Annotated in this window: 11 protein-coding genes; 4 read left to right on the top strand and 7 right to left on the bottom strand. The window is 67.7% G+C overall.

What is annotated here, in order from left to right; translation table 11 throughout:
* The first annotated feature begins 158 nt into the window (after nucleotides 1-158).
* On the top strand, nucleotides 159-1,358 hold the full coding sequence (locus AC1D1G_RS19315) for an FAD-dependent monooxygenase (protein ID WP_477953274.1): 1,200 nt from the start codon (nucleotides 159-161) through the stop codon (nucleotides 1,356-1,358).
* A 37-nt stretch (nucleotides 1,359-1,395) separates the two neighbouring features.
* Entirely contained in the window at nucleotides 1,396-2,418 is a 1,023-nt protein-coding gene (locus AC1D1G_RS19310; RefSeq protein WP_477953272.1) for a magnesium transporter CorA family protein, read from the top strand.
* 16 nt (nucleotides 2,419-2,434) lie between these two features.
* Here the strand turns inward: AC1D1G_RS19310 and AC1D1G_RS19305 are convergent, their stop codons facing one another.
* Nucleotides 2,435-4,039 (bottom strand): glutamate synthase-related protein, encoded by a 1,605-nt coding sequence (locus tag AC1D1G_RS19305; protein WP_477953270.1) that lies wholly within the window; start codon nucleotides 4,037-4,039, stop codon nucleotides 2,435-2,437.
* A 24-nt stretch (nucleotides 4,040-4,063) separates the two neighbouring features.
* The gene (locus AC1D1G_RS19300; RefSeq protein ID WP_477953268.1) at nucleotides 4,064-4,687 is read right to left on the bottom strand and encodes a TetR/AcrR family transcriptional regulator; all 624 of its coding nucleotides are present in this window, start codon (nucleotides 4,685-4,687) and stop codon (nucleotides 4,064-4,066) included.
* Nucleotides 4,688-4,769: 82 nt separating this feature from the next.
* Between AC1D1G_RS19300 and AC1D1G_RS19295 the strand changes: the two genes are divergently transcribed.
* Both AC1D1G_RS19295 and AC1D1G_RS19290 read left to right on the top strand, forming a co-directional pair.
* Nucleotides 4,770-5,705: a patatin-like phospholipase family protein gene (locus AC1D1G_RS19295; RefSeq protein ID WP_477953266.1), complete on the top strand. Its 936-nt coding sequence runs from the start codon at nucleotides 4,770-4,772 to the stop codon at nucleotides 5,703-5,705.
* The gene (locus AC1D1G_RS19290; RefSeq protein ID WP_477953265.1) at nucleotides 5,702-7,183 is read left to right on the top strand and encodes a flavin-containing monooxygenase; all 1,482 of its coding nucleotides are present in this window, start codon (nucleotides 5,702-5,704) and stop codon (nucleotides 7,181-7,183) included. The genes AC1D1G_RS19295 and AC1D1G_RS19290 overlap by 4 nt, the downstream gene beginning before the upstream one ends.
* On the opposite strand, the gene AC1D1G_RS19285 is transcribed toward AC1D1G_RS19290, so the two are convergent.
* The 5 genes from AC1D1G_RS19285 to AC1D1G_RS19265 all read right to left on the bottom strand — a co-directional run bounded on the left by AC1D1G_RS19285 (nucleotide 7,164) and on the right by AC1D1G_RS19265 (nucleotide 14,240).
* Nucleotides 7,164-8,309, bottom strand: coding sequence for an acyl-CoA dehydrogenase family protein (locus AC1D1G_RS19285; protein WP_477953263.1), 1,146 nt, complete (start codon nucleotides 8,307-8,309; stop codon nucleotides 7,164-7,166). The two genes, AC1D1G_RS19290 and AC1D1G_RS19285, sit on opposite strands and share 20 nt — an antisense overlap.
* Nucleotides 8,310-8,323: 14 nt before the next feature.
* Nucleotides 8,324-9,505, bottom strand: a complete 1,182-nt coding sequence (locus AC1D1G_RS19280; RefSeq protein ID WP_477953262.1) for a thiolase family protein — start codon at nucleotides 9,503-9,505, stop codon at nucleotides 8,324-8,326.
* A 92-nt stretch (nucleotides 9,506-9,597) separates the two neighbouring features.
* Nucleotides 9,598-11,154: a GMC family oxidoreductase gene (locus tag AC1D1G_RS19275; protein WP_477953260.1), complete on the bottom strand. Its 1,557-nt coding sequence runs from the start codon at nucleotides 11,152-11,154 to the stop codon at nucleotides 9,598-9,600.
* The gene (locus AC1D1G_RS19270; protein ID WP_283331115.1) at nucleotides 11,151-12,710 is read right to left on the bottom strand and encodes an APC family permease; all 1,560 of its coding nucleotides are present in this window, start codon (nucleotides 12,708-12,710) and stop codon (nucleotides 11,151-11,153) included. The genes AC1D1G_RS19275 and AC1D1G_RS19270 overlap by 4 nt, the downstream gene beginning before the upstream one ends.
* A 27-nt stretch (nucleotides 12,711-12,737) precedes the next feature.
* Nucleotides 12,738-14,240, bottom strand: a complete 1,503-nt coding sequence (locus AC1D1G_RS19265; RefSeq protein WP_283331114.1) for an aldehyde dehydrogenase family protein — start codon at nucleotides 14,238-14,240, stop codon at nucleotides 12,738-12,740.
* Nucleotides 14,241-14,300 lie beyond the last annotated feature (60 nt).

The following is a 14,300-nucleotide window of genomic DNA, read 5'->3' as shown; positions in this document are numbered from 1 at the left end:
GATTCGAACTTCATCCTCTTCGGCGTCAGCGCGCTCGTCGCCGCACTGCTGCTCACCGTGATCTGGCGACGCTTCCCCTCCCCCACGTGAGTGCCGCCGTGTGCCCCGGCACGCATTGCCACTCACATGCCCCGAACGCACGAAACGAAGGAACTGTCATGTCGAATCTGCAGGACGCACGCATCATCATCGCCGGAGGCGGGATCGGCGGCGCGGCCAACGCCCTGGCTCTCGCCCGGAAGGGCGCGAACGTCACGTTGTTCGAACGTGCCTCCGAGTTCGGTGAGGTCGGCGCCGGACTGCAGGTCGGACCGCACGGCGCCCGCATCCTCGACTCCTGGGGCGTACTCGACGACGTTCTCTCCCGGGCCTTCCTGCCGAAGAACATCGTGTTCCGCGACGCCGTCACCGCGGAGGTGCTCACCACGATCGACCTCGGCACCGAGTTCCGTGCCCGCTACGGCGGACCGTACTTCGTGACCCATCGCAGCGACCTGCACGCGACCCTCGTCGACGCCGCGCGGGATGCGGGCGCCGAACTGCACACGGGCGTCACCGTCACCGACGTGATCACCGACGGTGACAGGGTAATCGTCAGCACCGACGACGGCCGCACCCACGAAGCGGACATCGCGCTCGGCATGGACGGCCTCAAGTCCCGGCTGCGGGGGAAGATCTCGGACGACGAGCCCGTGTCGTCCGGCTACGCCGCCTACCGGGGCACCACCCCGTACCAGGACGTGGAACTCGACGAGGACATCGAGGACGTGGTCGGCTACATCGGACCGCGGTGCCACTTCATCCAGTACCCGCTGCGCGGCGGCGAAATGCTCAACCAGGTCGCGGTGTTCGAATCGCCCGGTTTCAAGAACGGAATCGAGAACTGGGGTGGACCCGAGGAACTCGAACAGGCCTACGCGCACTGCCACGAGAACGTCCGCCGCGGGATCGACTACCTGTGGAAGGACCGCTGGTGGCCGATGTACGACCGCGAGCCGATCGAGAACTGGGTGGACGGGCGGATGATCCTGCTCGGCGACGCAGCGCACCCGCCACTGCAGTACCTGGCCTCGGGAGCGGTGATGGCGATCGAGGACGCCAAGTGCCTCGCCGACTATGCCGCCGAAGACTTCTCCACGGGCGGAAACTCCGCGTGGCCGCAGATCCTGAAGGAGGTCAACACCGAACGCGCACCGCGCTGCAACCGCATCCTCACCACCGGACGCATGTGGGGTGAGCTGTGGCACCTCGACGGCACCGCCCGCATCGCGCGCAACGAACTGTTCCGCACCCGCGACACGTCGAGCTACAAGTACACCGACTGGCTGTGGGGGTATTCGTCCGATCGCTCGTCATAACCGCTTCCATGCCGGAATGGTTCGGCAGACTGGGAGCGTGACCCTCAACCTGGTGCAGACCCGTGTGTGGCGCGATGGCGAGTGCGTCGGCAAGGATTTCCCGCTTGCCGACGTGTCCGAACAGGTGAAGGACGAGAATGCGCTCGTGTGGGTCGACCTGTGCGACCCCGACCACGAGTGCCTGACCGAGCTTGCGGCCGAGTGGTCGCTCGATCCGAACGCCATCGAGGATGCCGTCGCCCGAGGTGAGCGGCCGAAGGCGACGCGCTATGCGGGCCATGCGTTCGTGACCGCGTACGCCACCTGGTTCGAGACCGACGACGTCAGCACTCTCGGCGTCCTCGATTCTCGGCTTCGGCTCAGCCGCGTCTCCGCGTTCGTGGTGTCGAACGGGATCATCACGGTGCGGCGGGACGATCGATTCGACATGTCGCAGGTGGTGGAGCGCTGGGAGGAGGACCCCGCACTGCTCACACCGGGTTCCGGCGCACTCGCGCTCCTGCACGGACTGCTCGACGCCATCGTGGACGGGCAGTTCGAGACGATCGAGACGATCGACGACGCGATCGAAGCGCTCGAGGAGGGCTTGTTCGACGAGTCCGCGCGGACCCGGGAGATTCAGCAGCGCACGTACCGGCTGCGGAAGGAACTGGTGCAACTGCGTCGCGTCGTGCTTCCGATGCGGGAGGTGGTGGGCGCAGTCATGCGCGGGCGGGCCGAATCCCACCGCGACAAGTCGCCGGTTCTCGACAGCTTGTACACCGATCTCTACGACCACGTGACGCGCGCCGCGGAGTGGACGGAGTCGTTGCGCGACATGGTGGTGACCGTCTTCGAAACGAATCTGTCGCTCCAGGATGCCCGGCTCAACACCGTCATGAAGAAGCTCACCGGATGGGCGGCCATCATCGCGGTTCCCACGGCGGTGACCGGGTGGTTCGGTCAGAACGTCTTGTTCCCCGGAGTCGGGCAGCTGTCGGGGATGATCGCCAGCACCATCGTGATCGTGACGTCGGCCACCCTGCTCTACATCCTGTTCCGCCGACGCGACTGGCTGTAGTCGGGACGGACAGCCCTCAGGGCGCCGTCTTCGCTCCTGGCGACCCGGTCTCGCCCGCGGGAACGGCGGCGGCCTCGCTCATCAGGCGGGTGATCTCGGCACGGTCGGCGTCACCGGGCAGCCCCCAGCCGGTCCGGTAACCGTAGAGGTCGGCGAGCGTGATCGAATGCCGGTTGCCGTCCGCGACCTCGACGTCCGACGCGGTGATCAGGCCCGGGTGCGCGACACCACACGCCTCGGCCACCTTGAATACGTCCCGGCGCAACGCCCGCAGGTAGTTCGCGGCCCGGACCGATTTGATGCCGGCGTCGAGTCCGTGTGCGAGCCAGTGATTTTGCGTCGCAACACCCGTCGGGCACCGATCGGTGTGGCACTTCTGCGCCTGGATGCACCCGACCGCGAGCATCGGCTCACGCGCCACATTGATCAGGTCACATCCGAGCGACATCGCCGCCACGGCATTGTCGGGCAGGCCCAGCTTGCCCGAGCCTATGAACGTGATGCCGTCGGTCAGACCGGCTTCCGCGAACTTGGCGTACACGCGCGCGAAGCCGCTACGGAACGGCAACGAGACCGCGTCGGTGAACACCAGCGGCGCAGCGCCGGTACCGCCCTCACCCCCGTCGATGGTCACGAAGTCGACACCCCGCCCGGAGTTGCTCATCGCGTCGACGAGCAGGTCCCAGAACGTCGGGTCGCCGACTGCGGACTTGATCCCGACCGGCAGCCCCGTCTCGGCGGCCAGGAGCTCCACCCAGTCGAGCATGCTGTCGACGTCGCGGAAGGCCGTGTGCCGGGACGGGCTGATGCAGTCACGGCCCTCCGGTACGCCTCTGATCTCGGCGATCTCCGGTGTCACCTTCGCCCCGGGCAGGAGACCCCCGAGGCCCGGTTTCGCGCCCTGGCTGAGTTTGATCTCGATGGCCCGCACCGGCGCCGACTCGACGAGCGCCCGAAGCCGCGCCAGGTCGAACCGGCCGTCCTCGTCGCGGCAGCCGAAATACGCGGTCCCTATCTGGAAGATCAGGTCTGCGCCGTTCCGGTGGTATCGGGAGATTCCACCCTCGCCGGTGTTGTGCAGGCAATCGGTGGCAGCGGCACCACGGTTGAGAGCGACCACGGCCGCGGACGACAGCGCCCCGAAACTCATCCCCGAGATGTTCACGATGGAGCGCGGGCGGAAGGCATGCGTCCGGCCGCGGGCGGCACCGAGCACCTTCGCCGACGGAATCGCGACATGTTCGTCGGCATGCGGCATCGCCGAGGGAGGAATCTCCGAGAACGTCCGGTGCTTGATGATGGTGTAGCCGTCGGTGAACTCGATGTCGTTGTCCGTACCGAACCCGAACGTGTCGGTCACCCGCTTCGACGACGCGTACACCCAGCGACGCTGGTCCCGGGTGAAGGGACGTTCCTCGTCGTTGCCGGTCGTAATGTACTGCCGGAGTTCCGGGCCGAGCGACTCGAGCAGATAACGTCCGTGCCCGACCACGGGAAAATTCCGGAGCAGCGCGTGCCGTCGCTGAACAAGATCGTACGACGCGATCGCAGCCGCGGCGGCTGCCGGAATTGCCAGGGCGTTCCACCGCTTCATGAATTCACCGTACGCGCGCGCCGCCACTCGGATCGGCTCCTCGCGCCAATTTCACCCCGGCACGGACCCCTGAGTCGGAGCCTCCTGCGACACCGCAAGCAGCACCCGCAGATTGTCGGTGACCACCCGAGCGGAAATGGTCGGATCGATGGCGCGCTGAATACCCAGTCCGACACCGAGACTGAGGATGCTGCCGGCCGCGTCCTCCACGGGCACGGGCAGGACGACCCCGAGCGAGTCGGTGAACGACTTCAGCAGTGTCACCGTGATGTCCCGGGCCACCCCGAGAGTGGCGGTGAGTGCGTCGCGGAGTTCGGGATCGTGGCGGGACAGCACGATCAGCTCGAACTCCAGCATGGTCCACCCGACGTCGCCGAGCGTCTTCTCCGCCCAGGCCTGGAACGCCTCGAGCCGCTCCTCCATCGTGTCGCCGCCGCCGAGCGCCTCGGCGATCTCCTGCCCCTTGGTGGCGTGGATGAGCCCCAGCACCTCGAGGCACAGTTCCTTCTTGTTCTTGAAGTTGGAGTACACGGCACCTTTGGAATAGCCGGCCTCGTCGGCGACTTTCTCGAGCGACGTGGCCGCGTACCCGTCGGCCAGGAAGAGGTCGCGGGCGGTCGCGACGAGATGCGCCCGTGTGCGCGCCTGACTCTCCGACCTGGTCAATCGCGCCATGCTCACCCTTTCTCCGAAGCCCCTGCGAGAATATTCTAATTTTCATATACCGCTGGTATCTGGTTTCTGCTAGCTTCTAGATATGACTTCGAGTGACATACAACCCAGCCGCGGACTGGTGATCGGGTGCGGCGGCACGCTCGGCGCGGCCTGGACCGTGGCGGCCCTGGTCGCCGTGAGCGACGCGCTGGGCTGGGACCCGCGCGACGCCGACGTACTCGTGGGCACGTCCGCGGGCGCCGAACTCGTCACCATGCTCGGCGGCGGGGCAGGCGTCGACGACCTGCTCGCGATGCAGCTCGGTGGGCCCACCCACCCGGCGCTCGACGGACACCTCGCGGCCGCACCGGGGCGGTTCCCGCCGCTCCCCGGACCGGGCCTCGGCTCGCCCGGCTTGTTGCGCCGCGGGCTCCCACCCGTGACCGCCGCGAGCGGCCTCCTCCCCCACGGCCGCGGCGACGCCGCCTGGCTCGACCGGCTCGCACAGCGGATCGCCTGCAACTCCGGCTGGGTGCGCCACCCCGCGACGTGGCTGGTGAGCATGGACTACGACACGGGAGAGCGCATCGCGTTCGGCTCACCCGGTGCACCGACCGCCACCCTGTCCGAGGCATTGCGGGCGTCGTGGGCGATTCCCGGCTGGTATCCGCCGGTCCCCATCGGCGGCCGCCGGTTCGTCGACGGCGGCGCGGCGTCCACCGCATCCGCCGACCTGGTGCTGCCCCTCGAACTCGACGAGGTGATCGTGCTGGCACCGATGGCGTCGACGGGCCGCATCGCCGGCCGCCGGGCGGCCCGCGTCGAACGCCTGATGCTGCGGAACTGGATGAGTGCCGGGCTGGACGCCGAGATCGCGAAGCTGGAGGCGGCAGGCACCCGGGTGATCCGGCTCGACGCGACCGCCGAGGACCTCGCCGTCATGGGTCCGAACTTCATGGACGGCCGGCGCCGGCTCGCCACCCTCGAACATTCCCTCGTCACCACCCGCGCTCAGCTCGCGAACGGAGTACGCGCATGACGCATTACGACATTCTGATCGTCGGTGCCGGGATCTCCGGCATCGGAGCCGCGATTCGCCTGAAGCAGAGCGGAATCGACAACTTCGCCATCCTCGAGAAGGGCGACGCACTGGGCGGGACCTGGCGTGACAACACCTACCCGGGCTGCGCGTGCGACGTCCCCTCGGCGCTGTACTCCTACTCGTTCGCACCCAACCGGGAGTGGTCGCGGTTGTTCGCCGGACAGGAGGAGATCCGCCGGTACATCGAGCGCACCGCCGCCGAACACGGGGTGCCCGCACACGTGAAGTTCGGCACCGAGATGCAACGTGCCCAGTGGAGCGAGCCGAGCAGGCGGTGGACGGTGGACACGTCCGCGGGCACGTTCACCGCGAACGCCGTCATCGCCGCCGCCGGACCGTGGAACGAACCGCTCGTTCCCGCCATCCCCGGCCTCGACACCTTCACCGGCGAGGTGTTCCATTCCTCCCGCTGGAATCACACCTACGATCTCACCGGCAAACGCGTGGCCGTCGTCGGAACCGGTGCATCCGCAGTGCAATTCGTCCCGGCGATCCAGCCGACGGTCGAGTCGCTGCATCTCTACCAGCGCACCGCGCAGTGGGTGCTGCCGAAACCGGATCACACCCTGCCCGGTGTCGAGCGCGCGATCCTGCGCCGCGTGCCGGGTGCGATCCGGGCGCTGCGACGCGTCGAGTACGCGATCATGGAAACGCTCGGACTCGGTTTCCGGCACCCGTGGATCCTGCGGGTGATCCAGCAGGTCGGCAAGGCACAACTCCGCGCACAGGTGCGGGATCCGAAGCTGCGCAGGGCCTTGACCCCCGACTACACGCTCGGCTGCAAGCGACTGCTGCTGTCCAACACCTACTACCCCGCACTCACCCGACCCAATGTCGAGGTGCACGCCAACGCCGTGCAGTCGGTGCGCGGGAACGTCGTCGTCGGCAGCGACGGCGCCGAACGGGAAGTGGATGCCATCATCTTCGGCACCGGCTTCCACATCCTCGACATGCCGATCGGTTCCAAGGTGTTCGACGGCGACGGTCGCAGCCTCGACGATCATTGGAAGGGCAGCCCGCAGGCCTACCTCGGCACCACCGTCGCGGGTTTCCCCAACGCGTTCGTCCTCCTCGGACCCGCGCTGGGAACCGGCCACACATCGGCGTTCATGATCCTCGAGGCGCAACTCGACTACTTGACCCAGGCCGTCACCACGGCTCGGAGCAACGGGTGGACCAGGATGGAACCGCGCCGGGAAGTGCAGGACGCGTTCAACGCCCAGGTCCAGGAAGCCCTGGCCACCACCGTCTACAACGCCGGTGGCTGCCAGAGCTACTTCCTCGACGTCAACGGCCGCAACAGCTTCAACTGGCCGTGGTCGACCGACCGCATGCGGCAGCGACTCGGCCGGTTCGACGAGGCGGCGTACGACGTGTCGCGTGAGCCGGCGTCGGCTACAGCGACTTCGCGATGATTTCCTTCATCACCTCGTTGGCGCCCGCGTAGATCTTCTGGACGCGGGCGTCCTCGTACATCCRGGCGATCAGGTACTCCCGCATGTACCCGTAACCACCGTGCAACTGCACGCACCRGTCGATCACCGCGCACTGCTGCTCGGTGAGCCAGTACTTGACCATCGCCGCCTCGGACGGGTCCAGTTCCCCACGCAGGTGCGCCTCGATGCAATGGTCCAGGAACACCGCACACGTGCGGGCGATGGTCTGGCACTCGGCCAGCTCGAACGCCGTGTTCTGGAACTCGAACAGACTGTGCCCAAACGCCTGCCGCGACTTCGTGTACGCAACGGTGTCCTCCACCGCACGAGTCATCGCACCGGACGCCTGCGCGCCGATGATCAACCGCTCCTGCACCAACTGCGCCATCAACTGCCCGAAACCCTGCCCCTCCTCGCCGAGCAGATTCGACACCGGCACCCGCACATCGGTGAACGACAACTCCGACGTGTCGGCGCCGTGCTGACCGACCTTGTCCAACACCCGCCCGACAGCGAACCCGGGGCAGTCCCGCAGATCGACGATCAGCAGCGCCACCCCCTTGGCGCCGGCCTTCGGATCGGTCTTGACCGCCAGCACGATCATGTCGGCGGACGCGCCGTTGGTGATGAACGTCTTCGACCCGTTGACGACGTACTCGTCGCCGTCCCGGATGGCGGTGGTCTTGATCGCCTTGAGGTCCGAGCCGGCGCCGGGCTCGGTCATGCCGATGGCGCCGAGGATCTCCCCGGTYGCCATCCCCGGCAGCCAGGTCTTCTTCTGTTCCTCGGTGCCGTACTCGAGGAGGTAGTGCGCCACGATCCCCGAATGCACCGAGATGCCGAGCGCGAGGTCCCCGGCATAGCCCTGGGCCTCGAACACGGCGAGGTCGTGCGCGAACGTGCCGCCACCGCCGCCGTACTCCTCCGGGATCGAGCAGCACAGCAACCCCAGCTCGCCTGCCGCGAGCCACACCGCACGGTCGATGCGGTGCTGGGCGTCCCACTTCTCGTTGTGCGCGACCACCTCGCGTTCGAAGAACCCGACCGCGAGCTCGGACAGCGCCTTGACCTCGTCGTCGTGCCAGGACGGAATGTGCTTCTTCATCGCCTGCCCCGGTTCTAGATGCGCCGGAAGAGTGCGGCGAGGGCCTGGCCGCCGCCGATGCACATGGTGACGATGCCGAGTTCGAGGTCGCGGCGCACGAGGTCCTTCGCCAGGCGCAGGCTCAGAATCGCGCCGGTCGCCCCGACCGGGTGACCCAGCGCGATCGCACCGCCGTACGGGTTGGTCTTCTCCGGGTTCAGCTTCGCGTCCCGGATCACCGCGACCGCCTGCGACGCGAACGCCTCGTTCAGCTCGATCACGTCGATGTCGCCGGGGGTGGTGCCGGTCTGCTCGAACAGGTTCGCCAGCGCCAGCACCGGGGCGTACCCCATCAGGCCCGGGTCCATCGCCGCGGTCGCGACGGCCTCGAGCGTGACCAGCCCGGTCAGGCCCTTCTCCTGCGCGGCGGACTGTGTGGCCAGCACCAGGGCCGCCGCGCCGTCGTTGATCCCGGACGCGTTGCCCGCGGTCACCGAGCCGCCCTCCTCGAACGCCGGCCGCAGCTTCGCCAGGGTCTCGAGGGTGGTGTCGGGCTTGGGGTGCTCGTCGACGTCGATCGTCTTCGGGCGGCGGCCCCCGATCTCGACCGGCGTGATCTCCTCGGCGAACGCGGCCTTCGCGGCCTCGGAGGCGGCACGGCGCTGGGATTCGACGGCGAACTCGTCCTGCTGCTGCCGGCTGACGTCGTACTTGCGGGCGACGGCCTCGGCGGTGCGGCCCATGTGCACGCCACCGAACGGGTCGGTCAGAATCGCGACCGTGCCGTCCACCAGCTTACGGTCGCCGAGTTTGTAGCCCGAGCGGGCGGAAAAGTCGTAGAACGGCATCCGCGACATGCTCTCGTCGCCGCCGGCGAGGGCGAAGTCCACCCCACCCCAGCGCATCTGCTGCGCCGCCGACCACACCGCCTGCAGACCGGACCCGCACAGCCGGTTGACGGTGTACGCGGGGGTCTTCTCGGGAAGTCCGGCGGCGAGGGCGACGCGGCGGGCGTTGTAGGCGTCCGGTCCGACCTGACCGATGCAGCCCATCACCACCTCGTCGATGTCGCCGCCCGGCACCCCGGCACGGTCCAGCGCGGCCTTCGCGGCGGTGGCACCCAGTTCGTGAGCGGGCACGTCCTTGAACGCACCACCGAAGCTGCCGATCGGGGTCCTCGCGCCGTCGACAACGACGATCGGTTCAGGAGAATTCATGACGTGCCCTTCCGTCTCTCTACCAGTACGGAGAGATAGTAGGACTTCAAAGTAACCAGCGGTTCACGCAGGGCCTCCGGCACGTCGCCGGGTCAGGTTCCGCGGATCAGGTCGGCGCACTTCTCGGCCATCGTCATGACCGTGATGTTGGGATTGACGTAGGGCAGTTTCGGCATGGCGGACGCGTCCACCACCCGCAGATCGCGAACGCCCTTCACCCGCAGTTCCGGATCGAGGACGGCCATCGGATCGGTGGCCGCACCCATCCTGGCGGTCCCGGCGGGGTGGTACACCGTGTTGTGCGTCCGGTGCGCGTAGTCGATCAGTTCGTCGTCGGTGACCGCCTCCGGCCCGGGGGCCAGTTCCCTCGTGATCCAGCCGCGGAGAGGTTCCTGCTCGGCGATGCGACGCGCCAGCCGGATCCCGGCGAGCATCACGGCCTCGTCGTGACCGTCCGGGTCGGTGAAGTACCGGGGATCCACTCTCGGGCGATCCCGGAAGTCGCGGGAACGCAGACGCACCGTTCCGCGGGAGAGTCCCTGCGTGACGTTCGGGGTGAGGCAGAAACCGTTGTCCGTGGTGGGGTATCCCCACCGGAGTGTGTTCATGTCGAACGGCACGCTGCCGTAGTGCATCATCAGGTCCGGATGGTTCAGCCCCTCCTCGGTGGTGGCGAACAGACCGATCTCCCACCACTGCGTGGACGTCTCGACCATCGGCCGGGACGCATCCCAGAACACCAGACCCTCGACGTGATCGTCGAGGTTCTGCCCGACCCCGGGAGCGTCGACCCGAACCCGCACCCCCATCTCGCGCAGGTGCACCGTCGGCCCGATACCGGAGAGCATCAACAGTTTCGGTGTGTCGATGGCCCCGGCGGTGACGATCACCTCGCGGCGCGCCGAGACCGTGTCGTATCCGGTGAGATCGGGGCGCTGGTACCGCACGCCGGTCGCCGCCAGCGCGTCGTCGATGACGATCTCGCTGACCCAGCAGTCGGTGCGCACCTCCAGGTTGGGGCGGGACCCGAGAATCGGATGCAGGTAGGCGTGCGACGTCGACATGCGCGTGCCGTCCTCGGACGCGTTGATCTGGAACCACCCCGCCCCGTCGAGCACCGTCGTGCCCCGGTTGAACTGCACGGTGGGCAACCCGACCTTCGCCGCGGCCTCGAGCAGGGCCACGCCGCACGGATCGTTCGGCGGGACGTCACGCAACCGCACCGGACCGCTGCGGCCGTGCTGCTCGCCGGGGGCGTCGTTGTTCTCCACCCGCGCCACGAGCGGCAGCACGTCCTTCGCGCCCCAGCCGGTGGCGCCCGCCGCCGCCCAGTCGTCGAGTGTCTCGGCGGGTGGCCAGAACGCGATGCACGAATTGTGGGAGGAGCATCCGCCGAGCACCTTGGCGCGGGCGTGCCGCATGAAGCTGTTGCCCTTCTCCTGCGGCTCCACCGGATAGTCCCAGTCGTAGCCGGAGTCCAGCAGATGCATCCATTTCGACAGCTCGAGGACGTTGCGGTCACCCACGTCGGACGGCCCGGCCTCCACGAGGCAGACGGTCACCGAGGGGTCCTCGCTGAGCCGCGCGGCGAGCACACATCCAGCCGTTCCCCCGCCTGCGATGACGTAGTCGAACACGGTGTCCGTCATGGCAGTTCACTCTCCGCCTCGTCCTTCGACGACGCCGCGTGCGAGGCGAGACATCCGATGTGGTTGCGGCCCTTCACCGCATACCAGAGGAGACCGAGCCCGAGAATGATGCCGATGTAGACGAACGCACCCCACGTGTTGTACCAGGGAGTGCCGTACACCTCGGGGCGCGGCCACGCCAGATTGAGCGCCATCCCCACTCCCCACAGCACGGCGAAGATGTTCACCGGAAGCCCCCACCGGCCCATCGTGAAGTAGCCGCTCTCCGCGAGTTCCTTCGGCGGCCACTGCCCCTGCAGGCGTTTCTTCAGCAGCGGCCCGGTGACCATGAGGTACGCCAGGTAGATCATGATGATCGCGATCGACGTCAGCACCGTGAAGATCTGCGGCTGACCGATGTTGATGACGAGGATGAACGCCGCGAGCACACCGATCACGATGGCGGGGACCACGGGCGTCTGATGCTTCGGGTTGACGTGGGCCAGCCGTTCCCCGAACGGCAGCGCGTTGTCGCGGGCCATCGCGAACGTGAGCCGGATGGCCGCGGCGTGCACCGCGAGCGAACACACCGTGACCGCGACGACGATGCAGACCAGGAAGATCTTGCCGAGCGGTCCCCACATCACCTGCTCGACGATGTACTGCAGGCCGCCCTCGCTGCTGCCGATCAGCGGATCGTCGAGGTCGGGGGCCGACATGACGGCGAACACCAGGATCGCCCCGCCGATCACGAACGAGGCGAGGATCGCCCGCAGGATCGCCTTGGGCGCCGTCCGCCGGGGGTCGACGGTCTCCTCGCCGAGCGAACTCGCGGTGTCGAAGCCGTACATCACGTACCCGGACGCGAGTGACGCCACGAGGAAGACGGTCAGATAGCCGCCGCTCTCCCCGGCGCCGTAACCGTGGGTGGAGAAGAACACGTCCGGACCGCGAGTGATGTTGGCGGCGAGGATCACGGCGATGAGCACGGCCGCGATCAGTTCGATGAACACACCCGAACTGTTGATGAGGGCCATCAGTTTGACGCCGAACGCGTTGACGGCCGTGGTGAACGCGATCATGATGGTGCCGAGAATGACGGCGTTGGTGGCGAAGTCGTATTCACCGCTGCCGTCACCGACGATCTGGAACCCGCTCCACAACCGCGGAAGGTTGAGTTGCAGCGCGAGCACGACCGCGGAGAGGGTCACGATCGACGCGGTGAGCATCAGCCAGCCCGACGACCATCCCACGATCCTGCTGCCGAGCAGCTTGGCCCAGTTGTACACCGAGCCGGCGACGGGGTACTTGGCGGCGAGCTCCATGAAACACAGGGCGACGGCCATCTGCCCGACGAACACCATCGGCCAGGACCACAGGTACGCCGGCCCCGCGGTGCCGAACCCGAAGTAGAACAACTGGAACGTGCCGGTGAGAATCGAGATGTAGCTGACCCCCGCCGCGAAACTGGCGAATTTGCCGAGGCTGCGGTCCAATTCCTGTTTGTACCCCAGTTCGCCGAGTCCACTGTCCCCCGGCGCACCTCCGTCACCCACTGCTCCGTGCCGAGTAGCCATGGTTCTCTCGCCTCTCCGTGCGCCGACCTAGCCGTTGTCGAACCACCCCGCCGCCGTGGGCGAGGTGTTGTGCCAGATATGTTTCGTCTCCTGGTATTCCGCCAGACCGGTGGGACCGAGTTCGCGCCCGTTCCCCGACATCTTGAAGCCGCCCCACTCGGCGGCCGCGGTGTAGTAGCCGAAGTCGTTGAGCCACACCGTTCCGTGGCGCAGACCGCGCACCATCCGCTCGCCCCGCGCACTGTCGGCGGTCCGGACGCCGGCGGCGAGGCCGTATTCGGTGTCGTTGCCCAGTCGCAGCGCCTCCTCCTCCGTGCTGAAGCGCTCGACCGTGAGGATCGGTCCGAACGTCTCCTCCTGCACGAGGCGCATGGTGCGGTCGCAGTGGTCGAAGATGGTGGGCAGGTAGTAGCTCCCGTCCGCCAGCGCGGGATCGGAAGGCCGGGCTCCCCCGGTCACCAACCGGGCGCCCTCGGAGAGGCCGAGCGCCACGTACCGTTCGACCTTCTCCCGGTGGGCCTCCGATACCAGCGGGCCGGTTCGGCTCGCGGGATCGAGACCGTTGCCCATCCGGATCTTCTCCGCCCGCGCGGCCAGTGCGGCGACGAACCGGTCGGCGATGGACTCCTCGATGATCAGGCGGGTTCCCGCCGAGCACACCTGCCCGGAGTGCAGGAACACCCCGGTGAGCACCTGGTCCACAGAGTCGTCTCCGTCGGCGTCGGCGAAGACGATGTGCGGATTCTTGCCACCGAGTTCCACCGCCACCTTGGTGACGTTCTTCGCCGCGGTCTCGAGGATGACGCGTCCGGTGGCCAGCCCGCCGGTGAACGAGATGAAGTCGACGTCGGGGGTGCCCGTGAGCGCGGCGCCCAGGACGGCGCCGCTGCCCTGCACGAGGTTCACCACCCCGGCGGGGGCACCTGCTTCGGCGATCAGCGCGGTGAACGCGATGGTGCTGAGCGGGGTCACCTCGCTCGGTTTGAGGACCATGGTGCACCCGGCGGCCAGCGCGGGCGCCACCTTCCAGGAGATCTGCAGCAGCGGGTAGTTCCACGGTGCGATGAGCACGCACACACCGATCGGCTCACGCACCACCCGGCTGATCACCTCGGGCCGGCCGACATCGACCAGATTGTCGGCTTCGACCGCGGCGAGTTGCGCGTAGTACCGGAACACCGACACCACGTCGTCGATGTCGATCCTGCTCTCCTCCAGCGTTTTTCCGGTGTCGAGCGTCTCGATGCGTGCCAGGATCTCCTTGTCGCGCTCGAGGAGGTCGGCGATCCTCGCGACCAACGCCGTGCGCTCGGCGACGGGTGTGTGGGGCCAGGTTCCCTCGTCGAACGCCGCGCGGGCCGCGGCGACTGCGCGGGTCGCGTCCTCCGGGGAGGCCTCGTCGACGGTGGCGACCACCGATCCGTCGGCCGGATTGATGCAGTCCCGGGTCTCACCGGAACTGGAGCGGATCCACTGCCCGTCGACGAACAGGCCCGTGTTCAAGTGGTCATCGATCGACTGGTCCTGCATCACTCAACTCCGTGTCTCGCCGGAACGAACGCACCCCCTTTACGGTATGCCGTCGGAGTC

The sequence above is a fragment of the Rhodococcus sp. P3_B8 genome (assembly GCF_056402775.1).
The sequence above is the reverse complement of the archived record's forward strand: the minus strand, read 5'-3'. Positions and strand labels throughout refer to the sequence as shown.